Below are 24,348 nucleotides of genomic sequence, written 5' to 3' on the forward strand. Positions count from 1 at the left end.
CTGATGGATTTTTCGGCTGTTTCCATTCTGTGTGTTGGCGATGTGATGCTGGACCGCTTTTTATACGGCAGCATGGAGCGCATTTCGCCAGAAGCGCCGGTGCCAGTTCTGTTGCTGGACAAGCGGCGGGAAATGGCTGGCGGGGCCGGGAACGTAGCCAGCAACGTAACGGCATTGGGTGGCCGTGCCATTCTGGTGGGGCTGGTGGGGAATGATGAGGCCGGAGGGCTGTTAAGGAGCGCTCTGGCGGCACGCCCGAATGTGGTGGATGCCACCGTGAGCACCACCAGTCGGCCCACAATCTGCAAAACCCGGTTCATAGCCGCCCATCAGCAGGTGGTGCGGACGGACGAGGAAAGCCGTCTGCCTTTGCAGGCGAGCGAAGCCGCGGATTTATGCGCGGCTCTTGAAGCACGTACTGAAGGCGTGCAGGCCGTTGTGGTGTCTGATTACGGCAAAGGGGTTTGCAGCCCGCAGGTGCTGGAAACCGTGTTCCGTGCCGCAAAGGCCCGGAATATTCCGGTGTTTGTGGACCCAAAATCATCAGATTATCGCCTCTATTGCGGGGCCACCTGCATTACCCCCAATGCCCGTGAACTGGCCGAGGCTTCAGGTCTGTCGGTGGAAACCGAGGCGATGGTGGAAGCTGCAGCCCGCAAGGTGATGGCGGACGCGGAAGCCGACGCCATTCTGGCCACGCGTTCTGAAAAAGGCATGATGCTGGTGCAGCGGAATGGCGCGGTTGTCTCCATTCCCACCCGCGCGCGGGAAGTGTTTGATGTCTCCGGCGCTGGCGATACGGTGATTGCCACCATGGCGCTGGCGGTTGGCTCCGGCCTCTCGTTCGAGCAGGCCATGCGGGTGGCCAATGCCGCCGCAGGGGTTGTGGTGGGCAAACTGGGTACCGCCACGGCGGATATTCAGGAAGTGCTGCATGAACTGGATGAACAGTCCGGCCCTGATGAAGCCCCTCATCTGTTGCCGCGGGCAGCGGCGCGGGCACAGGTTCAGCGTTGGCAGGCGCGTGGGTTGAAGGTGGGGTTCACCAATGGCTGCTTTGATATTCTGCACCCCGGCCATGTCAGCCTGCTGGCGGAAGCCCGTGCTGCATGTGACAGACTGGTGGTGGCCCTGAACACGGATGCCAGCATCAGTCGCCTGAAAGGGCCGGAACGCCCGGTCAACACGCTGGATTCCCGTGCGCGGGTGATGGCTGCCGTACGGTATGTGGACGCAGTCGTGGCGTTTGAGGACGATACGCCTCTGGAAACCATCAAGGCGCTGATGCCGGATGTGTTGATCAAAGGTGCGGACTACAAACCGGAAGATGTGGTGGGGGCCGATGTGGTTACCGCCGCCGGAGGCAGGCTGGTGCTGGCGGATCTGGCGCAGGGCCATTCCACAACATCCACCATTGGCCGGATTCGCGGTGCGTGATGCCGCAGGGTCTTCAAAGAGCGCCCCTCGGTTCGTCAGTTGCTTCTGGGCAGGGGACTGCTTTGCAGACGGTGCGGGACCGTTTTCAGCGCTGGCTGTTTGAGCAGGCTTTGCCGTTCTGGGCCACAACCGGCTGTGATGGAACGCCGAGCCACCCGGCCATGCGGGGAGCACAGGAAAGCCTGACCCTGGCCGGTGTGCCTGCGTTACCCCCTTTCAAGCGGGTGCGCGTGCAGGCCCGGCAGCTTTTTGTGTTTTCATGGGCCAGTTTGCGCGGCTGGAAACAGGCGGAAGCATGCGCAGCAGGGATTTTCGACTTTCTGCTGAAAGCACGCACCCCGGATGGAGGATGGGTGTGTCGCCTGACACCGGAGGGAAGCGTTCTGGATGCCACAGCGGATCTGTATGATCTTGCTTTCGTGGTGTTTGCTCTGGCGTGGCACGGCAGGCTGGACAAGAGCGGTCATGCCGTGGCGTTGGCACGGGAGACCCTGTGCTGGATTCGGGCCCATATGGGCGCGCCTACTGGTGGCTTTTTCAATACGCTGCCGCAAAAGGACGCTCCTCGTCAGCAGAACCCCCATATGCATCTGCTGGAGGCCGTTCTGGCCTTGTATGAGACCACCCGGGACACGGCAGATCTGGCAATGGCGCATGATCTGTATGCGTTGTTCAGCACGCGTTTTCAGGATGCTGAAACAGGCATATTGGGGGAGTTTTTTACGGAGAACTGGCAACCTGCCCCCGGAGAAGCCGGAAACAGGGTGGAGCCCGGCCACCATTTTGAATGGGTATGGCTGCTGCATGAATACACACGGTGGAGCGGGGTGCAGACAGCGCACCAAAGTCAGCGCCTCTACGCGTTTGCGCTGCAGCATGGGGTGAATGTTCACACCGCTTTTGCGTATGACGGCATAGGCCGGGATGGGACAGTCCTGAAAGCCTCGTCCCGTTTGTGGGTGCAGGGGGAGGCTCTGCGTGGTGTGTTGACCGTCAACCCGCAGGACACCGCAGATCATTTGGCCGCGCGGATGGCGGACACTCTGCTGACCCGCTATTTCACCGGCTGCCCGGAGGGCACGTGGCTGGACCAGTTGGATGCAGCAGGCCAGCCAGCCGTAACGGCCATTCCAACCAGTTCACTTTACCATATCGTCACCGCATTTGAGGCACTTGATCAGGCGGCCTCTCGCTTGTGAAGCGGGGAGGCAGTGGGGGACTGTGATCAAGTGAGCGCACTGATGAGAGGCCTGATAGCCCTTATGATATTTAAGTCCGGCATCGCCTGACTCTGGGTGCGGAAACAAACCCCCTTGTGTGGCGTGAAAGCTGCCACAACGTATGCAGACGTCATAATGAAGACCTGTTAGAACCAACGGCGTGAGTATGACCAAAACAGCCCCCGCGCGGCCGGAAGACGAAACGCTCCTGTCGCTCTCTCTTCGCCAGCCGCCTGCCAACCTTGAAGCGGAGCAGGCGCTGCTTGGCGCGTTGCTGACCAACAACCGCGCGTATGATCGCGTGTCTGATTTTCTGACCGGCGCACACTTCGCCAACGAGGTGAATGGCCGCATTTATGACGCCATTGCCCGCCGCATTGAAAATGGCCAGTTGGCAGACCCGGTCACTTTGCGGGCGGAACTGGAAAACTCGGGTATCCTCTCCGAGGTGGGTGGCATGGCCTATATGGGCAAGCTGCTGACCTCCATGGTGGGGATCATCAATGCCGGGGATTACGGGCGCGCCATTCATGATGCTTGGATTCGGCGGCAACTGATTGATATTGGCGAGGGCGTGGTCAACAACGCCTTCGGTGCAACGTCTGATCTGTCGGGCCCGGACCAGATTGCAGCAGGGGAAGAGGCGCTTTTCCGGCTGGCAACTGAAAAAGGGCAGGATGGCGGTTTTGTCGGTTTTGACCGTGCGCTGGCCAACGCCATTCATACGGCGGAGCAGGCGTTCAAGAACGAAGGACACGTCTCCGGCCTGACCTCCGGCCTGCGGGATTTTGATAAGAAAACCGGCGGCCTGCACCCCTCTGATCTTCTGATTCTCGCCGGACGTCCCGCAATGGGGAAGACTGCGCTGGCCACCAAGATTGCGTTCTCTGCTGCACGCGCTCTGATGCAGGATGCCGAGGATAAAGGGCCGGGCGTGCAGCCTAAAGGCGCCGTTGCCATTTTCTCGCTGGAAATGTCGGCGGAACAGCTTGCCGCCCGTATTCTGTCAGAACAGTCCGAGGTTTCCAGCGAACGCATCCGTCGTGGTGATATTGGGCAGAAGGAGTTTGACAGGTTTGTGCGCGTGAGCCGCGAACTGGCGCGCCTGCCGCTGGTGATTGATGATACACCGGCCATTTCCCTTTCCGCCATGCGGACACGCTGCCGCCGATTGAAGCGGACCAAGGGCCTAAGCCTTGTGGTGGTCGATTACCTTCAGCTGATGCGTCCTTCCGTGGGAACGCGCCCTGAAAGCCGCGTGCTGGAAATCTCGATGATCACGCAGGGGCTGAAAGCCATTGCAAAGGAACTGGAAGTGCCGGTTATCGCACTTTCCCAGCTCTCGCGTCAGGTGGAAAGCCGGGAAGACAAGCGCCCCATGCTGTCTGACTTGCGTGAATCGGGCTCGATCGAGCAGGACGCCGATGCCGTGATGTTTGTCTATCGTGATGAATATTATCTGCAGCAGCGCATGCCCAAGGAAACGGCCTTCGATTCCATGGATAAATACTCAGCGGCCCTTGATGACTGGCAGCGCAAGATGGGGCTGGTGCATAACAAGGCGGAACTGATTCTGGAAAAACAGAGACACGGGCCAACCGGCACTGTACATCTGTATTTTGAAGGCGAATACACACGCTTTACAGATCTGGATACCATTCACGAAGACCAGATCCGCTAACCAACCGGACGGATGGTGAGGGAAGTGACCCAGCCGGTATTTTAGCCATACCGAGCGGTATTCCCTGCACTGGAAAGAAAAAGCCGGGTTCTGAACCCGGCTTTTTTGTTAGCTGTTAGGGGCTGCCAGAGAGGTCGGCACAGTGATGGGGATATGGTTGTTCTGAAAGGCCTGCCACAGATCATAAAGGGCTTCACTTCTTACCGCAGCGGGGTCCAGCCCTGTGCGGGCGCGGGCCGTGCCCGTTAACAGGGCTGAGCCATCGGTTACGGAGGAGATGCTGACGGTCGGGGTCAGTTGCGGGTCAACATTCTTGCACGCGGCAAGGGTGGCCACCATCACATCCATGGCTTTTTGCAGATCAGACGCAAATGGCAGCTGGAGGGTGAGGGTAAATACGCCCGGCTTTTCGGCCCGCGTGGCGTTGCGCACGGCAGAGGTGATGAACTGGGAGTTCGGCACAATCATGGTGGAACCATCAGCCAGTTTGATATTGGTGGATCGCACGCTGATACGGGCAACTTCACCATGTGCGCCCGCAATATCCACCACATCCCCAATGGAGACGGGGCGTTCGGCCATCAGGATAATGCCGGACACAAAATTCTGCACAATGGATTGCAGACCAAAACCAATCCCCACGGAAAGCGCACTGACCACCCATGTCATGCTCTTCATGGTGACGCCGAGGGCAGACGCCATGCTCAGTCCCACCAGAATCCATGCGGAATAGGTGATAATGCTCAGGATGGACGCCTGCGCCCCGATATCCAGCCGTGTGGTAGGGAAAAAGCGCTGACGGAACCAGTTTTTGAGAATGCGAATGGCGTAATGCCCGATAATGGGCAAAACCGCACAAAGCAGAATGGTGTCCAGCGAGATATTGAAACTGCCTTCCGTGGACGCGCCATTTTGCCCACGGAAGATGAAAAGAATACGGTTGCCAACCTGTGTTGGGTCAAAGTCCGCGCCTGCTGTGGCAACGGAAAATGCCACAACCAGCAGAAACACGCTGATCAAACCGGGAATAACAACGCTGGCCTGATCCACCAGTCGCGCCGCAAGCCCCAGTTGCACCAGATGCTGCCCGATCGGCCCGTGAGAGGGAAAGACGCTGCTGCCCAGCGCTGTGGCCAGAAGAGCAAGCAGCAACAGGGCTGTCATGGTGATGGCCATGACCGAAACCCATGAGATAATGGTGTAGGCCAGCGGAATGTAGCCAGAAAGAACAGCCAGCCAGCACACAATGGAAATGGTCATGGCAATTGTGCGTAGGAACGGGGCCACTGTAGGGTGGCTGCCGGAGCCTTCCTCGGCAGAAATGCGGAGCTGGCGCGGAATGGCGAACAGCAACGGGCTGACGGCCAGCGTATAAAGCCCGTCCAGCAACTGTACCGGCAGGATGCTCAGCCCGCTTTTGGTGTCCACATAGCGCAGAACGCCGCGCACAATCAGGGCGACGGCAAACCAGATGGGAAACAGCCGCAGATTGTGCGCAACCTTGTCCGGCATGGGAAACACCCGCCATTCCGGCTTGCTGGCCAGCAGGCTGATGCCCAGTTCAATAACAAAGCCGCAAAGCGGTACCTGAGACGCGACCATATCGGCCAGTGTGTCCAGATCTTCTCCCAAGGCCGGGTTATTGAACGCTATGGCTCCCCACACAATGCGGAAGGCAAATGCCCATGCTGCCACACTGATGGCAGCGCATAGAACGGTTGCGGCAATAGGGCGGATGCGGCCCGTTGGCAGAAACCGGGCCACCAGCATGCGCACCGGATGATGGCAGAAGAAGTAAAGCGTCAGCAGCAGGCCGCCAACAACCAGGCCGCCCAATGTCCATAGGGCGTGGGTGCCGCGGAAGGCCTCAATCAGAACTGCACCGGTTTCCTGCACGATGCTGGAGAAACGATCCGTATCATCCCCGGATGTGGCGATGAGTTGCGTCCAGAACGGGATACCCAGCGGGGAGGGAAACCGTTGTGTGAGGGTGGCCTGCTGAATGGCAGTGCCGTGCTGGCGAAGTTCATCCACCAGTTGCTGGGCTTCAAGCTGATAGAGCTTCAGTCGCGTAATACGCCCGGAAATATCACGCTGTTTGGCGGCCAGAGTCTTGCGCTGTTCCGTAATGGAGGCGGCTTCGGGCGGCGCATCCTTGGCGGGAGGCTGGCCAAGGATGTCCAGAAAATTCTGATAAACGGACTCGTAGGGTTTTATCTTGGCGAGCAATGCGTCCGTACGGGTTGAAACTGCCGTGGCGCGTTTGAGAAGAGCTGCAAAAACCGCTGCGTTTTCGCTCTTTGAGTAGTTTTTCAGGCTGTCCTGATAGATGGCCCGGATCTCATTATTGATCTGATCCAGCGTGGCATCTGTAGCCACGGCAGAAATATCTGAAATGAGCGGCGTAGCGGGAGTGGCAGGTTGAGAGACCTGCTTTGTATCCGTCTCGGCCGCCCAGACCTGGCTATGAGAGAGGAGGGGAGGGAAAAGCAGCCCCAGAAACAGAACGGCCAGAACAGGGAAAAACGCACGAAACGGCTTGCTGATCATCAGTCTTCTCTACACCCCGCCAGAAACACTACTCCCAGCCAAACGTGACAGCTAACAGGGAGGTTGCGCTCTGATAGGGGGAAAAGACCGGCGAACGCTACGGACTAAATGACAATCAACGCCGGAATAGCGCGGAATGATCAGCGGGAAGAGACCGTTTTTCCTATTTTTCCTTCTTCCCCGGCGACTGGAAGAGCCGGATTATGGAAGGGGCCAGAAAAACAGAAGCAGGAAGACGCTGTTACCCAGCCGCCTTATTTATGGTCGCTGTGCAGGTGGTCGTGATAGCCGTATTTTTCCCACTGAGCGGGAGTGGTCAGGTGCTTGGGTTCGCTTTTGAACATGCCACAGGCTGAGAGCGCAAAAGCACATACCAGCATCATAACCGCGTGTTTCATGGTCTCTTTCCTGAAAGGATCTGTTCCTGCTTCTATCTCATTCGCAAGGAAGGCGGGCAAGCACGCGCGGCAAAAAAGCGAAAGAAAATGTAGCGGCCCGTGTGAGAGGGCCAGCAGGAGCGTGGTGGTGGCCTTTATTTGCGCAATTCCATGGTGATGGGGCCTTCCCGGCGGCCATGGGTAAACTGGTCCACCATGGCGTTGCCGCTGTGCATGAGGGACGAGGCTGGCCCCTGCCAGATCAACTGCCCTTTATAGAGCATGGCGGCTTCATCCCCGATACGTTGGGCAGAGGCCATGTCATGCGTGATGGCAATGGCGGTGGAGCCCAGTTTTTTCACGCAATCTACAATCAGGCCATCAATTACCGCCCCCATGATCGGGTCCAGTCCGGTGGTGGGTTCATCAAAGAACAGAATGTTCGGCGTTGCGGCAATGGCGCGGGCAAGCCCCACGCGCTTCTGCATCCCGCCCGAAAGTTCGGAGGGGTAAAGATCGCCCACGGATGGGTCCAGCCCCACCTGCGCCAGAATGGACCCGGCATGTTCACGTGCCTGCGGGCGCTTCAGCCGCTTGCGGGCCAGCAGGCCGAAGGTCACGTTCTCCCACACCGGCAGACTGTCAAACAAGGCCGCGTTCTGGAACAGCATGCCAATTTCACCGCGCAGGGCTTCACGGCGTTTGTCCGTGGCGGTGAGAATGTTTTCGCCATCAATTTCGATACTGCCGGAATCGGGTATGATCAGGCCCAGAATGCAGCGCAGCAGCACGGATTTCCCGCTGCCAGACCCGCCGATGATGACGAACGATGTGCCCTGCGCAACATCCAGATTAACGCCATCCAGCACTTTTTTGGTGCCGAAGGATTTGTGCAGATCGCGGATGCGGATCTTGGGGAGAGACGTGCTCATTGTGAGAAAAACAGATCTGTCAGGAGGTAATCAAAGGCCAGCAACAGAATGGAGGCCACGACCACCGCCGCTGTTGTGGCGGAGCCAACGCCTTCTGCGCCGCCCTTGCTGTTGTAGCCGTAGTAACAGCCCATCAGCGCAATCAGGAACCCGAACAGAGCGGCCTTGACCAGCCCGACCGTGACATCAATGGCTTTCAGGGAGTTCAGGGTAGAGGTGATATAGGCGTTGGGGGAGAAGCCCAGCTTCATGACACATACGGTAAAACCGCCAGCAACCCCCAGAACATCCGCCACCAGCACTAGCAGAGGCAGGGCAATCAGGCCCGCCAGCAGGCGTGGCGCTACCAGATACTTCATGGGGTTGGTGGAAAGGGTGGTCAGGGCGTCAATCTGGTCTGTGACGCGCATGGTGCCAATCTGCGCTGCCATGGCGGCCCCTACGCGGCCCGCTACCATCAGGCCCGCCAGAACGGGGCCGAGTTCACGGGTTACGGCCAGCACCACAATTCCGGCAATGGCGCTTTGCACATGATACTGCGCAAACCCCGTATAGGATTGCAGGGCAATCACCCCACCAGAGAAAAGGGCGGTCAAAGCCACGACAGGAAGGGAGAAAAACCCGGTTTCCAGAAAAGCCCCCAGAAAGACACGCCCGTAAAAGGGAGGACGCACAATGTGGGAAAGCCCTTCAAGCGCGAACAGAGCCAGAGACCCTGCAGCCCGTATCAAGGCAAGGGTACCGCGACCCAGTCCGGCCACGAGAGTGAGCACCATATTCATCCGTTTTGGTTGTCCGCTCCTGCAGGCGAGTGTCAAAACACGTTCTAGCTGCCGTAGCCCGACTATGGGGGGCGCGTCAAAGCCTGAAGTCTGTCTTTGCGCTGGCTCCCTATCCATTTGACGCGGAAAGAGCAGCATAAACCACGCGCAAAACAGGCCCGTTGCACGGCTGCCCCATTGCAGGGCGCGGCGAGGGAGGGCATTGGTGTGGCACAGAAATATGTCTTCCCTCTCACTCCGCTGACGGATGAGGGGATGGCAGAAGCGAGAAGGCGGAGGACAGAAAGTGCGCATAGCCATGATCGGCGGCGGATATGTTGGGCTTGTATCCGGGGCGTGTTTTGCCGAATTCGGCATCAATGTTTCCATTGTTGAAACCAACCCGGAGCGACTGTCTGCCCTGAGGGATGGCCGTATTCCGATTTATGAACCCGGCCTGGATGCTCTTGTGGCGTCTAACAGCCAGGCTGGTCGTCTGACCTTCGGTGATGATATTGCGCAGGCTGTAACTGGCGCGGAAGCGGTGTTTATTGCGGTTGGCACGCCCCCTCGGAATGGTGACGGCGCTGCAGACCTTCAATATGTGCACGCGGCTGCCCGCCAGATTGCGGAAGCCCTGACCGGTTATGCCGTGATTGTCACCAAATCCACCGTGCCCGTGGGCACCAGCCGCCGGATTGCAGAGATTATTCGCCAGACACGGCCTGATGCTGACTTTGATGTGGCGTCCAATCCGGAATTTCTGCGTGAAGGCAGCGCCATTGGAGACTTCATGCGGCCTGATCGCGTGATTATCGGTCTGGACCAGCGTCTGCCAGAACGGGCAAGCCGTGCGGAAGGCGTGCTGCGGCAAGTCTATCGTCCGTTGTCCGTGGTTGAAGCGCCGTTGTTGTTCACCGGGCTGGAAACAGCGGAACTGACCAAATACGCGTCCAATTCCTTCCTTGCCATGAAGATTTCCTTCATCAATGAAATGGCCGATCTGTGCGAAAAACTGGGTGCGAATGTGCATGATCTTGCTCGGGGCATGGGCATGGACAAGCGTATTGGCCGGGATTTTCTGCAGCCCGGTCCGGGGTATGGTGGCTCCTGCTTCCCCAAGGATACGCTGGCGCTCTCACGCATTGCTCAGGAAGCGCATAGTGCATGCCGCCTGGTAGAAACCACCGTACAGGTAAATGAAGCCCGTAAGGCAGGTATGGCCGGGCGTATTGCGGCTGCCTGTGGTGGGTCCGTTGCAGGCAAGACGGTTGGCGTGCTGGGGCTGACTTTCAAACCCGAGACAGATGACATGCGCGAATCTGCCTCCATCCCGATTCTGCATCGTCTGGCAGAAGCGGGCGCAACGATCCGCGCGTATGATCCCGTTGGTATGGCTGCCGCCAAGCCGCTTCTGCCGCAGGATGTGGTGTACTGCACCGATGCGCTGGAGGTAGCAGAAGGGGCCGATGTGCTGGTGGTGCTGACGGAATGGAACATGTTCCGCGCGCTCTCTCCGGCAGAACTGGCCAAACGGATGCGCAATGGTGTGATTGTTGATCTGCGCAACATTTTTGATCCGACCGCCATGCGGGCGGCGGGCCTGACCTACGAGTCTGTTGGTCGCCCTTGAGCCTTGGATGTTTTAGCCTTACATCATTCAGAATGAGAACAAGGATAGAACATCGTGGCTAAAAAACCGTCCCGCCAGTTTGTCTGCCGGGCCTGTGGGGCGGTGTATCCCAAATGGATCGGCCAGTGCGAAGCGTGTGGAGAATGGAACACGCTGGTGGAGGAAACTGCTGAACCTCTGGCGGCGTCCTCCCCCCGTGCGGCTGGCAAGGGGCGCCGGGTTAAGCTTGAAGGGTTGGAGGGCATGGCTGCCCCTCCGCCCCGTACCCAGACTGGTATTGTGGAGCTTGACCGCGTGCTGGGGGGCGGACTGGTTCCGGCTTCGGTCGTGCTGGTGGGGGGAGACCCCGGCATCGGCAAGTCCACGCTGCTGCTTCAGGCGGCGTGTCGTCTGGCGGGCAAGGGCGAGCGTGTTCTCTATATTTCAGGCGAAGAAGCGGTCGATCAGATTCGTCTGCGTGCTCTGCGTCTTGGCGTTGGCACCGCCACGTTGGATCTGGCAGCGTCCATCAATGTGATGGATATTGTGGCCACGCTGGAAGCCGAGCCTGATGTGCGGGCGGTGGTAATCGACTCCATTCAGACCATGTGGCTTGAAACGGTGGAAAGCGCACCCGGCACTGTTTCTCAGGTGCGGGCCTGTGCGTTTGAACTCATCCGTCTGGCCAAGCGCCGTGGGTTCAGCCTGATACTGGTTGGGCATGTTACCAAGGAAGGCGCGTTGGCGGGCCCGCGTGTGCTGGAGCACATGGTGGATGCCGTCATGTATTTTGAAGGCGACCGAGGGCACCAGTTCCGTATTTTGCGCGCTGCGAAGAACCGTTTTGGTGCAACGGATGAAATTGGCGTGTTTGCCATGACGGACAGAGGGCTTGAGGAAGTGAGCAATCCTTCCGCCCTGTTTCTGGCCGAGCGGCGCGGTAATATTGCCGGGTCTGCCGTTTTTGCCGGGTTGGAGGGCACGCGCCCCGTACTGCTTGAAGTGCAGGCGCTGCTTTCTCCCAAAAGTGGAGATGGCGCGCCCCGCCGGGCCGTGGTGGGGTGGGATAGTGGCAGGCTAAACATGCTGCTGGCCGTGCTGGAAACACGCTGTGGCCTGAAACTCTCCGGCATGGATGTCTATCTGAATGTGGCTGGGGGCCTGAAAGTAGCGGAGCCAGCGGCAGATCTTGCCGTGGCGGCAGCCCTGATTTCCGCAGCCAGCGGTGTGCCTACTAGTTCTGGTGAAGTCTATTTTGGTGAAGTGGGATTGTCAGGAGAAATCCGGCAGGTGGCGCAGGCAGATGCACGCCTGAAAGAAGCCGCCAAATTGGGGTTTGATCGTGCCGTGCTGCCCCGCCGTATTGCGCGCGGCAGTGCGCGCAGCAAACCACCAGAAGGGCTTGCCCTGCGCGAGATTGGGCACCTTTCAGACCTGATCAGCGCGGAAATGGAAGCCGAATAGCTCTGGCAGATCAAAAACCGGATTGTCAGAGGCGCTGGGCATCGCTATAGTGCGCGCCACAGAACGCGGATGTAGTTCAATGGTAGAACGGCAGCTTCCCAAGCTGCATACGGGGGTTCGATTCCCCTCATCCGCTCCAGTTGCATCTCCCCTTCCATCCAAAGAAAAACCATGTAGACAGCATAAGTCTGTTATGCATTGTTCGTATTTTCATAATTTTAGAATTCAAAATACAGTCATAGAAAGCAAAATTACAAAAAGTAATTATTTATAAGGTGATACATGTCGGGTAACATTCAAAATATTCGTACTTGGAATAATGCGTATAAAGAACGAGAGGATTTGGCTCAATTTGGAAGTGCTGGCTTAGCATTGTTCGCGATGGCTCTGAAATTTGGCTATGATGACCTTGTGACTATTGGAGCAGACGCTGTAGTAGATGGGCCTGACGATAAAGGTTGTGATGCTGTCTATGTGGATTTTGATTTAAGGATCGCAATTATTGCGCAGTCTTACTATGCAGAGCGCCTTAATGCGCAAGCAAGAGATGGTAAAGCTGCAACTCTACGTCAAGCTGCCTCTTGGCTTTTGGAAGTAGAGATCGGGCAAGTCCCGGATAGATTGAAAGCAAGTGCGGAATTGCTTCGTTCTGCAGTTCAGGATGGATCTATTGATAGGGTATATGTATGGTTTGTTCATAATTGCCCATCATCGATCAATGTATCTAGAGAAATGAAGGCTATACAACAAACAGTTAACGCTATACTTTCTAGTCAATATAAAGAAAAATCAATATCTGTTATTGGAGAAGAGATTTCTACTGACAACTTGGAGAAATTGTATACAGACACAAGTACTCCTATATTGGTTACTGATAATATAATATTCAATTCTGTTCCTGGACTTTTTTTTGAAGAAGAGGATTGGAAATATTTGGTTATTCCAATATCAGTAAAAAAATTAAGGGATCTTTATAAAAAATATAACACAAACCTTTTTTCAGCAAATGTAAGGGATTTTTTAGGGGTAAAAGCTGGGGATTCAAATATAAACTATCAAATGCAGAAAACATTAGAAGAGTCCCCGAATAATTTCTTTATATATAATAATGGATTAACAATATTGACGCATAAAATTGAACAGATCAGGGAAGGAGATGGGAAAACAAAAGTGATAGTTTCAGGAATTTCTATTGTTAATGGTGCGCAAACCACAGGTACAATTGGAACTTCTGATAATGAACCATCTGATGATTCATATGTTCTTGCTCGTTTTATTTCCACAAATAATGAGGATCTCATTTCTGATGTCGTAAGGTATAACAATAGTCAAAATGCTGTTACGGCATCTGATTTTAGAAGTACCGACCCGATACAGCGTCGTTTGGTCGGGGAAATGAAGGCTATTCCTGATGCAGAATATGATGGAGGGCGACGCGGAGGTATATCTGCTGCAATTAAACGGCGTCCGAAATTATTACCTTCTTATTCGGTTGGCCAAGCCTTAGCTTCGTTGCATGGCGCGCCAACAATTGCGTATAATGAAAAATCAGCTATTTGGTCGAGAGATGTGCTCTATAGTAGATTTTTTAATGATCAATTAACCGCAAAACATATTGTATTTGCTTACGCTCTCCTAAGATGTGTTGAGAACGAGAAAAATGATTTAAGAACTAAAGAAGAGAGCGGAGGAGAATTAACTAGAGCAGAAAAAGAAAAATTGGTTTTCTACCGAAAACGAGGTTCGGTTTTTCTGCTTGTCGCTGCAGTGGGGGAGTGTCTTGAAACTATCATAGATAAACCTATACCCAATAAATTCTTACTTAGATTTGGAGAGAGAATTTCACCAGAACAAGCAGTGCAGCTTTGGAAACCGACCGTAGAAGCCTTGTCCGGACTGCATATTCATCTCGACAAGGCTCTTACTGACGGGTTGAAAAATCAAGAAAGAATTAGTGACAATTTAAAAGCATTTTCTCAATTAGTTGCTACTTTAAAAGGGCCATACGCAAGTTTTTTTGAAAGTATAAAGGATAACATTAAAATTAATTGAATAAGAAGCGTATGGTTCAAAAAACCTAACTCTCCTCCCCTCATCTATAGGCTAAGCCCTTTGTCTGAACGACAAAGGAAGCGAGCTATCAAAGTGGCTGTTATTGAATCAATAATAGCCACTTTTTTACCGTAGAAACGGAATATTGGTTTTGGCAACATCAATAATCTCATCACCCCGACCGTTCATGATGGCTTTGAGAGCGTAAAGACTGAAGCCGGTAATCTGGGATTTTTCAATTTTGGGTGGCATGGCCAGTTCCTGCGTGTTGGTGACGGCATCCAGCACGGCAGGGCCGGGGTGGTTGAGGATGTTGTCTACAGCAGCAGGCAATTCGGCGGGTGTTTCTGCACGCACAGCATGAATGCCCATGGCACGGCACATGGCGGCAAAATCCGGGTTCTGCAGGGACACGCCTGTTTCCAGATATCCGGCGGCTTTCATTTCCATAGCCACAAAACCAAGAGTGCCATTATTGTAAATGATAAGCTTAATCGGAAGTTTTTCCTGAACCAGTGTCAGAAGGTCTCCCATCAGCATGGTAAAACCACCATCACCTGAGAGGCTGATAATCTGACGGTTGGGTTGCGCCACCTGCGCTCCAATGGCCTGCGGCAGGGCGTTGGCCATGGACCCATGGACAAAGGACCCCATCAGCCGTCGCTGTCCATTCATTTTCAGGTAGCGTGCAGCCCACACCGTAGGGGTGCCGACATCTGCCGTGAAAATGGCGTCACGTGTCGCGGTTTCATTGATCAGACGGGTGAGATACTGCGGGTGGATGGGTTTTTTGGTGCCTCCGGTTGCCAGATCATCCAGTCCCTGACGTGCTTTTTTGTAAAGTTCCAGACATTTATCCAGATGGGCGCGGTCGGTGCGGGCCGTCAGCCGAGGCAACAGTGCTGTCAGGGTGTGTTTCACATCCCCCACCAGACCAAGGGCGAGGGGGCAGCGTCGGCCAAGTTGCTGGGGCCGAATATCAATCTGCGCGATCTTTGCGTCTTCCGGATAGAACTGGCGGTAAGGGAAGTCCGTGCCCAGCATCAGCACGACATCAGCGGCCAGCAGCGAATGATAACCGGAGGAGAACCCGATCAGTCCTGTCATGCCCACATCGTACGGGTTGTCATATTCCACATGTTCCTTCCCACCGAGGGCATGGACAATGGGGGCCTTGAGGGTTTCGGCCAGCCGGATGAGTTCGGCATGGGCACCAGCGCAGCCGCGCCCGGCCAGAATGGTAATGCGCTTTCCGCTTTTCAGAAGATCTATCAAAGCGGCCAGATCGTCTTCTGGCGGAACAACAACCGGCTCTTTAGGCAGCAGGGCTATTTTTTCGGAAATAACGGTATTAACTGCTGCCTTCAGCGCCACATCCCCGGGGATGGCAATGACCGCTACCCCTTTTTGACCCACTGCGGCGCGAATGGCGGCTTCAACCACGCGAGGGGCCTGCTCGGGTGAGGAAATGGTTTCACAATAATGGCTGCATTCACGGAAGAGGGCTTCCGGCCGGGTTTCCTGAAAATAGCCCGATCCAATCTCCGGGCTGGGAATTTGGGCTGCAATGGCCAGAACCGGCACGCGGGAGCGGTGGGCATCATACAGTCCATTGATCAGATGCAGGTTGCCCGGCCCGCATGAGCCTGCGCAAACAGCCAGCTTGCCGGTAACATGCGCCGCGCCAGCAGCGGCAAAGGCGGCAACTTCTTCATGCCGGACATGGACCCAGCGGATGGTCTTGCGTTTGAGCAGGCTGTCCGTAATGCCGTTCAGGCTGTCGCCCACCACGCCATAAATAGAGTCGACACCAGCCTGTTCGAGCGTTTGTACCAGAATATCCGCAACATTGGGTTTCGCCATACTCTTCAGTCCTCAGTCCATAGAAGGGGGTAATGCTTCTAGAAGACCTCCGGCTGAAGGAGGTTCCCTGCGGATGGGGATGGTTGATCGGCATCCTTGGGTGCGCGCCTCAGCGTGGTCAGGAACATAAGGCCAGATATGGTGCATAACCATTTATTACGAAGAAGGAATACTTGTACAGTTTTGCAAGCGGAGTCTGAAGGCGTTCATTTTAAAAATCGGGAAAAATCGAGGGTGCAGAGAGGCAGCTCTGATTTTGGCGAAGAAATTGAAAGTAACATATTGTTTTGAAATGGTTATAAAGTAAAAATGACAAAAATGTCATCAATAACAGGTCTGTGATCACGGGTTTGTGTTTAAAAAATTAAACAGCTAACCTTTCCCGGTTTTTGCATGGGGTGCCGCCTGTTATAAATAATGAGGAAGTTGATAAGAATGGAGGCAGAAAATAGCGGTTTTCTGCCGGATATTAGAGGATGCGCCCCACCTTTAACGTTGCTTGGGTGACATGTTTTTATTGCGTTATTTTAGAAATAATATGGTTTTTATAGTAATAAGACGGATAATTTTCGGAAAGAGTTTGGGTTGAAAATATTATATCATAATGTAAATTTTATAACATATTCGAGATTATCAGGGTCTCGGAATGCTGCGGGCCATATGGCTCAGGGCCAATAATCCTGATGGTACACTGCCCATAAAGGATATTTGGCCCTCCACTATGGGAGAAGGGCGTTATGTCCATTGTCTGTATCTTGCGATATGCCGGATGGCGCTGAGCCGATATGCGTTTCTGTGTCTATCCGCTTGTTCTGTTTTGCTGCGCCACGGTTTTGGCCTCTCCCGCATGCGCTGAAAAAACGCTGGTGTCTGTCAAAGATATAACGATCGAAGGTGGTCTGGATATCGGCGGTTCAGCTTTCTACCTTCCCAATGTCAATTTTGGCGCAGGTTCTTACGCACCGCGTTCGGGAGGCCGCTATAACAGGGCGCAAAGCCCGACTTATGGTGAATTATATGGCAAGCCCATTCTGTCCGGGCGCTGGGATCTGGGGCAGGGCGTGGCCATTATTGGCAAGGCTTCCGCACTGGGAGCCGCTACTCTGGGGCATGGGGATGCGCAGGAAGTCTCTCAGACAGCCGGAACCCCACGTTCCATTTATCTGGAAGAAGCCAATATCGGCGTGACCTTGCCTGTCCATCTGGCAGGTAAAAGCCAGCAGCTTACCGTGTTGGGGGGACGGCAGGCCTTTGCTGTGGATGATGGCTTTCTGATCGGGAAAGGCACCTACAGCGCGGGCAGCCGTGGCGCATGGTGGTATGCGCCACGCTTTGCCTTCTCCGGCCCTGGTGTCATCAAACTGGAAGGCAATCCGGTGCGGGCGGATATCTTCATGTTGGAAAGCAATGCGGATAACGATATCGACTGGGGCAATGACCGGCCAAAAACCAAATTTGTCGGGTTCGATGTCAGTTGGTTTCGCAATACGCCGGGCGGCCATGGGGAAAGCACCTACGCTGATCGCGCGGCTTACGTCACGCTGACCTATTTCCATGTGCGGGATGCTGATACGTCTTCCCATTATGATTATTCAGCCCGTGGGGATCGTAATGGCATGAATGTCGCCTCGCTCAGTTGGGGCGGTGCCCTGGTTCCATTCAGGCCATTGGGGATTTCAAAAAACTTCACGTTTTATGGGAGCTTTGTGTCTGAACAGAACAGTCACGCAGGCAATGGTTACAAATCGGTTGAAGCTTACGGCATGTATTTTGAGCCCGGTTACAGGTTCACCATGCTACCCTGGCAGCCGCAGATCTTTTACCGCTACACGCGCTATGGTGGGAATAAAAACCCTAACGGAACGGTCAAGCACAGCTATGATACGTTCTTCCTGTATGATGGAAAGCGCTACACGTATGGCGGATACTGGCCGGGCGAAATTGTGGGCATGTATCTCGCTCCGCTCTCTGATCTGGAAGTGCATCAGCTTGATCTCACGGCCACGCCCCCGGTGCATCTGCTCAACAAGGGGGACAACCTGAAGCTGGGGCTTCATTACTATGATCTGTCCTTGCTCTATCCTTCAGGTGTGGGCCTGAAATCGGTGGGCCGCCATATTTCTGATGAGCTGGATGTCACGGCTGAATATACCATGAATGCCACAACATCCGCCGCATTGGCGGGCGGTGTTGCGTTTGCCGGACCATCGGGCCGGGCGTTGGCTCATGCGGGCGTCCCGGGCGGCTATCCGGTGCCAGATATTGGCCACCACGCCGGAATTATAGAGGCGTATTTTTACAAACACTTCTGAAAGACTTATCTACCAACGGGAATTAGTAGTTTTTTTCGTCAGGCTAACGATTCACAATAGCAACGACACGAAAGGATGCCATGCACATGGTTGAACAGGACAGCACTCCAACCACAACATCAGCCGCGGGTTTACGGAATCGCCATATCGCGATGATCGCTCTCGGAGGGGTTATTGGTGCGGGGCTGTTTGTCGGGAGCGGGGCCGCCATAGCGGCCACGGGCCCAGCCGTGCTGCTGGCTTTTCTGGCTGTGGGCGCGCTGGTCATTCTGGTTATGCGCATGCTGGGGGAAATGGTGGTAGCCAGCCCCGGGCGCGGCTCCTTTGTTGAATACATCCGCACCGCGTGCGGAGACCGCGCAGGGTTTACCGCCGGTTGGCTCTACTGGTTCTTCTGGGTTGTGGTGCTGGGCAGTGAAGCCATAGCGGGTGCCATAGTGATACAGGACTGGGTCAGGCTGCCGGTGTGGGTGCTGGCGATTGGTCTGATTATTGTGCTCAAGCTGATCAACTTTGCAGCCCCACGGGTGTTTGGGGAGTGCGAATTCTGGCTCTCTCTGGTCAAGGTTGTCAGCATTATCGCCTTCGTTCTGGTGGCTGCGCTGTATGTGTTGCACCTGTTCGGACCCGGGACCGCCCCCATCCAGAATTTTGTCGGGCATGGTGGTTTTTTCCCGCATGGGTTTGTGGCTGTTCTGTCCATTATTCCCACAATTCTGTTCACCATGATGGGTTCGGAAATTGCCACGGTTGCGGCCGCGGAATCACCAGAGCCGGGGAAGAACGTGGCACGTGTCACACGTAGCATCGGCACGCGTGTGACATTGTTCTATCTTTTGTCTGTCACCATGATTCTGATGGTAGTGCCGTGGACCAGCATTGTTCCCGGCAAATCTCCGTTTGTTACGGCCATGGATGCCATGGGTATTCCCGGCGCAGGTCTTCTGATGCGGATTGTGGTGCTGAGCGCCATTGTCTCCTGCCTGAACTCCAGCATGTACATCACCTCCCGTATTCTGACTGAACTTGCGGCCAGTGGGGATGCTCCGTCTTCTCTGGTGCGGCAATCAACTGCGGATGCACCGCGTATGGCCATTGTGGTCAGCAGTGTGGCGGGAACATTGGTGGCGTTTTCTTCCATTCTCGCGCCAGATACCATTTTCGCTTTTCTGCTCAGTTGCAGTGGTGGCGTTATTCTGGTGGTGTATTCCATGATTGTGGCGGCCTACATCAAAGCCAGAAGCGCAGCCCAGCAAGCGGGTGATACGGAAGGCTACACCATCCCGTTTTTTCCGTATTGCAACTATGTAGCGCTGATTGCCGTGGTGTTTGTATTTCTGGCCATGCTGCTGAACCCCGCAGAACGGATGACGGCTGTTGCCAGTATTGGCACATCGGTTGTGTGCTACGCGCTGGCCTCGTTTCGTGCCGGGCGTCGGGCTTGATCAGAGGGGGTTTGATCGTAAAACGGGATTGGGCGGCCTGCGCGCCATATAGAGCGCGGTCATGAACCGCCGCTCCACCGTGCCGCCAAATTCATGGTCTACTAGCTGAGCCAAGGCATTCAGGAAGGTCTTTTTTATAACCGGCTCAGCCGTGATAACTTGCGAGAAGGTTGCCGCAAGCGCACAGACTTGTGCCGCTGTCATGGTGATGCTCCACCGCAGTAAACTTGTTTCCATGTCCTGAAATCCTGCCGCCTCAAGGTCGGACAGGCGTGCCGAGCGGTCCAGTGCAAAGGGAAGTTGGCCCTGTTGCCAACTCTGGCTATCACCCAGTTGGGCAAACAGCGGACTGGCTTTCTGATGAAAGGCATCGGGCTCATCCGGGTCACCAAATACATTCCACCACATGGCCCACCACCCACCGGGTTTGAGAGCCTGATAAACTTTGCCTAAAGCGTCTGTCTGCGGCAGCCAGTGAAAGGCTGTTGCTGCAATGCCCAGATCATATCGGCCTGTTTCAATGGGCGCGTCCTCCCAGGAGGAGGGAACCACAGACAGTTCCGGAGCCGTCGGGGCAAGATGACCTTCAAGGTAGGCGCATAGCCGCGTGTCTGGTTCAATCGCTTTCAGTTCAGCAGGCATATGCGCCAGTAGGGTGCGTGTTGCCTGCCCCGTTCCCGGCCCAATTTCAAAAATGTGCGCTCCAGAGAGAGGCACGTGCGCCATGAGCTGATCGTAAACCGTAGCGGGGTAGGGAGGGCGTGCGCTTTGGTAGGCGGCGGCATCCTCGCCAAACGATATACGTTTCTTCTGGAGCGAGACAGTTTTCATAAAAATCATCCCATGGGCCAGATTATTGCTTAAAATTAGGTAACTGGTTTCTTCACGGTTTTCCTGTCTGCACATAGTCGGACGGTTGGAATGGTGGGGCCGTGAGCGCGTAAAAGCTGAGCATACTATCGGGTGCTGCTGCAATGCGGTGTCGGCTGCCGGCAAGAAGGCGCACAATGTCTCCCGCTTTTACTGTGTGGGGAACGCCTTCCAGCCAAACCGTGCCATGGCCTTCATGGATCAGAAAAAACTCTTCGGCAGTTTTGTTGTAGCTTTCCGGATAGGCAATGCCGGGCTTAAGCGTGAACAAGGCCACGCTCAGTCTGTTTGATGAAAGGGGCGCATTTCGTCCAATCAGTTCTTTCAGGCTGCTTCCAGCCGAGGGTGTGACCGCGGGTACCTGCGCGGGTGTGAGTGTCTGGGCATGTGCAGATATGCCGGAAAAAGCCGTCAGCACCGGGATGAGAACAACAGAAACCAGTATCTTCATGGCGTGGGGGCTTTCTCACGGGTTAACGCCAGAATGTCTTTGGCCGCAGCAGGATACAGGCGGGAAAGTTGCGTGCGCTCTCCGGCTTCAAAATCATCCGGTATAAAACCGGGCGCCATGGTGGTGCCTGCAAAGGCCCACCCCAAGGGGCCTTCCGGGGCCGAGCCCTGCCACACACCTTCCGGCACAACAAAGGCGGGGTTTTCTGAATTCAATATTACCCGCTTGATGCTGCCATCGGGGTAAAGCAGAAGCAGATGAATGGCATCTCCTTTGTAAAAATGCCAGATCTCGGCAGTTTTTAAGCGATGCAGGGCTGAAAACCCGCTTCGGGTTTCCAGTAACAGAATGGCTGTTGAGATAGGATGTGTAACGCCTGCATAGCGGGCAGGCAGCACCGCCCCGGGAATGGTTTCCGGTGTTCTTTGCAACTGGGAGAACCATCCTCCTTCAACGGGGATTGGCTGCATGTGATAATGCGTAATCAAACGTTGCGCCTCTGGCGGCATGGAAAAGGCAGTTTCCGCCCCTGCGGTGCAAGGTGAGTGACCCAGAAAGATGGTGAGTGTAGCGGCAAGGGCGCGCAACTTTCGCAAAGAAGCAGAAAAGCGCCGCAGGGATCGTCTTGTGCCAAGTGTTTTCATGTCACGCACCATCACTCTTTATGGTCGGTGGAAGTGCAGGGAGTGCTTTGCAAACGATACTGGGCAAACAATTTTTTGAGGACTGATCCGGACGACATGGTGAAAATCTCCCATGTCAGATGGTTTCCCTGCTTGCGCCACTGATTCAGGAAAGTCTGTTGCGGGTAATGATATACGATGTCAAAACCATCAAGTAGCGTGATACCGCTGCCTGTAACGGCAAATGTTCCGCCAAAACTATCGGCCCAGAATGCACTGACAGGGTGTTGTGCATCTGGGTGAGGAGCAGTTTCAGGGCCTGCACCGAACAGAAGATGTGCTGCATAACGATCTGATTTATCATTCTTGGCGGTGCTGGTTGCATCAATCGTCAGCATCGCGCCAAGCACTATTGGCTTGGCCGCCAGATGAATCCACACGGGCTTTTTCATAACAGTCCCGTCGCCTTTCCAGCAGCCGGAAAGACCCTGCACCTGTGACGGAACGGGCGATGTTCCGGCCTCTGCGGCCTCACAGCGTATTGCTGCACCTGAGAGGACGCAGCACAAAGCCAGAAAGCCGTATCTCTCTGCGATCGCTTGCCAGATCATCACGCCCTGACTTTTCCGCTATATTGTTACGATAGAATTATCACCTCGATGCGTGGGGAGCGCAAGCCGTAAGGCAGAACCGTTTGGACAGAGAGTGTTCCCTTTGCGCCTGTAGGGGCGGGTGCACCCTCTTCGCAGGGGCCTCCACCCGACGCATCCTTGTTAGCCTTCTGTTTCTGACTTTTAGAGGCTGTTCTGAACAAGCAGTTCAGGGAGGGGGAGTTTGAAAGACTGACGGATGGATGTGAAGACGAGATGCGGGGCCATCGGGATGCAAATCCCACACAGTCACCCGCTGAAAATGCGCCAGATCAAGCTGATAGATTTTCAGGCTGACTGCTACACTCTACGCCCGGCCATTAAGCCTCTTACCCACCCTATTTAGTGAATGGTTAGACTGTCCAGACGCACCAGCAGGCCGTGTTCGCGCAGGTAAAGCAGCGTTCCTGCTGAAAGAATGGTAGCCCCGGCAATGGCAATGGACAGGGATATGCTGTGGCTGGAAACCAGCGTGCCGATAACGGCTCCCACAAACAGGCTGCCGATGGCGGCCAATCTGCGCCATGTGCCGGGATTGGAGCCTCCGGCAATACTGCTGTTGTGGGCCAGACCATGCAGCAGCATGGTGGCGGCAGGCAGGCTCATGTCCGCTACTCTGGCGTGCCGCGTGGCGGAAGTTTGCATGCCCATGGCAAAAGCCAGCAGGCCGAGTGTGATGTAGGTACGGCCCGGTGGGTTGGCCGCCCAGACCAAAGCGGTCAGCCCCACCAGCAGACCAACACGCAACAGGATATCCCCCACAGCGTAGCGAACCGTGCGGTCCCTTCGGGTAAGGCGTCCACCCGTAACGGCCCCCAGAAGATAGAGGCCAATTGCTTCAAAGCCGGACAGTACCACCGTTTCCGATGTCGCAATATGCACCGCCATGAGCAGGATGGTCGCTGTCATGTAACCAGCAAAGATTTTCAGGTGCAGCAGGGATACGGCATCAAGCATGCCCATGGCCATGGTTACCAAGATAATGGCGGCAACCAGTCGGGGGTCGTGGCCTGCGCGGGTGGTCATGAAATCTCCGGACAATAAAGTGGTGGATAAAGAGGGATAAGGGGTCTCATATCATTTTTTCACGTTTTTGTGTGGTTCTGTTGTCAAGGCTCCTATGGGGCTGTTGCACGGCTTTTTGCATGCCGATCTTGAGCAGGAAACGGTGGATGAGAAAAGAAGTTTGTCTGCTCTTGTATTTTTGATTTGCGGGCGTTTCTCCCCCTGTCACACCGTTCTTTGGTATAATGGCAGCAGGAGTGCGAAAATCATGTTTTACAAGCCCGCAGGTTTTATCGCGTCAGTAATGTGCGCGGGTATGATGGTGGCGGGGGCGTGGCATTCGGTGGCCTGTGCGCAAAGCCATATTATATCCTTGCAAAAACTGGATTGGTCCACCGCAGAGCATCTTGCGGCGGAAGCCGTGCGGGTGTGTCAGGCGCAGGGATATTCCGTAACGGCGACGGTGGTGGACACCACGGGGCATCAGCAGGTTGTTATTAAAGGCGATACGGTGCCGTTGCAGTCGCTCTCGGTCTCCTATCGCAAAGCTTATACGGCTTATTCGTACGGGCTGGCGTTTAACAAGAACACAACCAGTGAACTGATTGCCGCCAAAGTGACAGGGCCTGCCAACGGGGCACTGAACACCATTCCGGAAGTTCTGTTTGTTCCGGGCGGTGTAACATTGCGCACGGCATCTGGTGGCGCAGTTCTGGGTGGTCTTGGCGTGTCTGGCGCACCGGGTGGTGATAAGGATGAAGCCTGTGCTCTGACAGCGGTCAAAAAATTTCAAGCCGATTTTCAGTAGAGGCAGTTTTAAGAAAAAAGAGGTCAGGCCCTGATGGAACGAGAATAATCATGACCGGAGATGGTGACTATTTATCAGGGCAGCAGATGGAGAAGGCTGTTCCTTGCAGGAAGGCGCTTTGAGAAGCCTCGGCGGTTATTCACACAGCCTGCAAAGAGGCAGAGAACTTTCTCTTTTGTTAAAACCCGTCCGGCAAAAGATTGTTGTGCCCAACCGGGCTCAAGGCACGCTGAGA

Annotated in this window: 19 protein-coding genes and 1 tRNA gene; 10 read left to right on the forward strand and 10 right to left on the reverse strand. The window is 55.1% G+C overall.

The window, feature by feature from the left end; genetic code table 11:
• Positions 1-3: 3 nt before the first annotated feature.
• The 3 genes from rfaE1 (at position 4) to ASN_RS13350 (ending at position 4,338) form a co-directional block, all read left to right on the forward strand.
• Entirely contained in the window at positions 4-1,437 is a 1,434-nt protein-coding gene (rfaE1, locus tag ASN_RS13340) for a D-glycero-beta-D-manno-heptose-7-phosphate kinase (RefSeq protein ID WP_058988463.1), read from the forward strand.
• Positions 1,437-2,636: an AGE family epimerase/isomerase gene (locus tag ASN_RS13345; RefSeq protein ID WP_231948236.1), complete on the forward strand. Its 1,200-nt coding sequence runs from the start codon at positions 1,437-1,439 to the stop codon at positions 2,634-2,636. Before rfaE1 ends, ASN_RS13345 begins: the two co-directional genes overlap by 1 nt.
• Before the next feature lie 187 nt (positions 2,637-2,823).
• Positions 2,824-4,338, forward strand: a complete 1,515-nt coding sequence (locus tag ASN_RS13350; protein WP_006559781.1) for a replicative DNA helicase — start codon at positions 2,824-2,826, stop codon at positions 4,336-4,338.
• 108 nt (positions 4,339-4,446) lie between these two features.
• Here ASN_RS13350 and ASN_RS13355 read toward each other — a convergent pair whose 3' ends face one another.
• The 4 genes from ASN_RS13355 to ASN_RS13365 all read right to left on the reverse strand — a co-directional run bounded on the left by ASN_RS13355 (position 4,447) and on the right by ASN_RS13365 (position 8,979).
• Positions 4,447-6,888, reverse strand: a complete 2,442-nt coding sequence (locus ASN_RS13355) for a DUF3772 domain-containing protein (RefSeq protein ID WP_058988464.1) — start codon at positions 6,886-6,888, stop codon at positions 4,447-4,449.
• A gap of 254 nt (positions 6,889-7,142) precedes the next feature.
• The gene (locus ASN_RS19995) at positions 7,143-7,286 is read right to left on the reverse strand and encodes a hypothetical protein (protein ID WP_162829227.1); all 144 of its coding nucleotides are present in this window, start codon (positions 7,284-7,286) and stop codon (positions 7,143-7,145) included.
• Positions 7,287-7,420: 134 nt separating this feature from the next.
• Positions 7,421-8,197 (reverse strand): ABC transporter ATP-binding protein, encoded by a 777-nt coding sequence (locus ASN_RS13360; RefSeq protein WP_058988465.1) that lies wholly within the window; start codon positions 8,195-8,197, stop codon positions 7,421-7,423.
• Positions 8,194-8,979, reverse strand: a complete 786-nt coding sequence (locus ASN_RS13365) for an MlaE family ABC transporter permease (protein ID WP_006559776.1) — start codon at positions 8,977-8,979, stop codon at positions 8,194-8,196. Before ASN_RS13365 ends, ASN_RS13360 begins: the two co-directional genes overlap by 4 nt.
• A 298-nt stretch (positions 8,980-9,277) precedes the next feature.
• On the opposite strand from ASN_RS13365, the gene ASN_RS13370 reads away from it, so the two are divergent.
• The 4 genes from ASN_RS13370 (at position 9,278) to ASN_RS13385 (ending at position 14,086) form a co-directional block, all read left to right on the forward strand.
• Positions 9,278-10,591, forward strand: coding sequence for a UDP-glucose dehydrogenase family protein (locus ASN_RS13370; RefSeq protein ID WP_058988466.1), 1,314 nt, complete (start codon positions 9,278-9,280; stop codon positions 10,589-10,591).
• Between the two features lie 54 nt (positions 10,592-10,645).
• The gene (radA, locus tag ASN_RS13375) at positions 10,646-12,034 is read left to right on the forward strand and encodes a DNA repair protein RadA (RefSeq protein WP_035378142.1); all 1,389 of its coding nucleotides are present in this window, start codon (positions 10,646-10,648) and stop codon (positions 12,032-12,034) included.
• 65 nt (positions 12,035-12,099) lie between these two features.
• A tRNA-Gly gene (locus ASN_RS13380) sits at positions 12,100-12,173 on the forward strand.
• A 143-nt stretch (positions 12,174-12,316) separates the two neighbouring features.
• The gene (locus tag ASN_RS13385; protein ID WP_058988467.1) at positions 12,317-14,086 is read left to right on the forward strand and encodes an AIPR family protein; all 1,770 of its coding nucleotides are present in this window, start codon (positions 12,317-12,319) and stop codon (positions 14,084-14,086) included.
• Between the two features lie 126 nt (positions 14,087-14,212).
• On the opposite strand, the gene poxB is transcribed toward ASN_RS13385, so the two are convergent.
• The gene (gene poxB, locus ASN_RS13390; RefSeq protein WP_035378147.1) at positions 14,213-15,949 is read right to left on the reverse strand and encodes a ubiquinone-dependent pyruvate dehydrogenase; all 1,737 of its coding nucleotides are present in this window, start codon (positions 15,947-15,949) and stop codon (positions 14,213-14,215) included.
• 866 nt (positions 15,950-16,815) lie between these two features.
• Between poxB and ASN_RS13395 the strand changes: the two genes are divergently transcribed.
• The gene (locus ASN_RS13395; RefSeq protein ID WP_231948237.1) at positions 16,816-18,261 is read left to right on the forward strand and encodes an alginate export family protein; all 1,446 of its coding nucleotides are present in this window, start codon (positions 16,816-16,818) and stop codon (positions 18,259-18,261) included.
• An 86-nt stretch (positions 18,262-18,347) separates the two neighbouring features.
• Positions 18,348-19,706 (forward strand): amino acid permease, encoded by a 1,359-nt coding sequence (locus ASN_RS13400; protein ID WP_058988468.1) that lies wholly within the window; start codon positions 18,348-18,350, stop codon positions 19,704-19,706.
• Here the strand turns inward: ASN_RS13400 and ASN_RS13405 are convergent, their stop codons facing one another.
• The 5 genes from ASN_RS13405 to ASN_RS13425 all read right to left on the reverse strand — a co-directional run bounded on the left by ASN_RS13405 (position 19,707) and on the right by ASN_RS13425 (position 23,326).
• The gene (locus tag ASN_RS13405; RefSeq protein ID WP_167541318.1) at positions 19,707-20,537 is read right to left on the reverse strand and encodes a class I SAM-dependent methyltransferase; all 831 of its coding nucleotides are present in this window, start codon (positions 20,535-20,537) and stop codon (positions 19,707-19,709) included. It abuts the gene before it with no gap.
• Positions 20,538-20,589: 52 nt separating this feature from the next.
• Positions 20,590-21,027, reverse strand: a complete 438-nt coding sequence (locus ASN_RS13410; RefSeq protein WP_058988470.1) for a cupin domain-containing protein — start codon at positions 21,025-21,027, stop codon at positions 20,590-20,592.
• Positions 21,024-21,671: a cupin domain-containing protein gene (locus ASN_RS13415; RefSeq protein ID WP_231948238.1), complete on the reverse strand. Its 648-nt coding sequence runs from the start codon at positions 21,669-21,671 to the stop codon at positions 21,024-21,026. Before ASN_RS13415 ends, ASN_RS13410 begins: the two co-directional genes overlap by 4 nt.
• 11 nt (positions 21,672-21,682) lie before the next feature.
• Positions 21,683-22,102 carry a hypothetical protein gene (locus ASN_RS13420; RefSeq protein WP_058988472.1) on the reverse strand — a complete coding sequence of 140 codons (420 nt, stop codon included), beginning with the start codon at positions 22,100-22,102 and terminating at the stop codon, positions 21,683-21,685.
• A 540-nt stretch (positions 22,103-22,642) separates the two neighbouring features.
• Positions 22,643-23,326: a YoaK family protein gene (locus ASN_RS13425; protein ID WP_039905264.1), complete on the reverse strand. Its 684-nt coding sequence runs from the start codon at positions 23,324-23,326 to the stop codon at positions 22,643-22,645.
• A gap of 283 nt (positions 23,327-23,609) precedes the next feature.
• Here ASN_RS13425 and ASN_RS13430 point away from each other — a divergent pair, with 283 nt between their 5' ends.
• Complete coding sequence (locus ASN_RS13430; protein ID WP_407922314.1) at positions 23,610-24,113, forward strand: GlcG/HbpS family heme-binding protein; 504 nt, start codon at positions 23,610-23,612, stop codon at positions 24,111-24,113.
• Positions 24,114-24,348 lie beyond the last annotated feature (235 nt).

The organism is Acetobacter senegalensis, assembly GCF_001499615.1.
GTDB lineage: Bacteria > Pseudomonadota > Alphaproteobacteria > Acetobacterales > Acetobacteraceae > Acetobacter > Acetobacter senegalensis.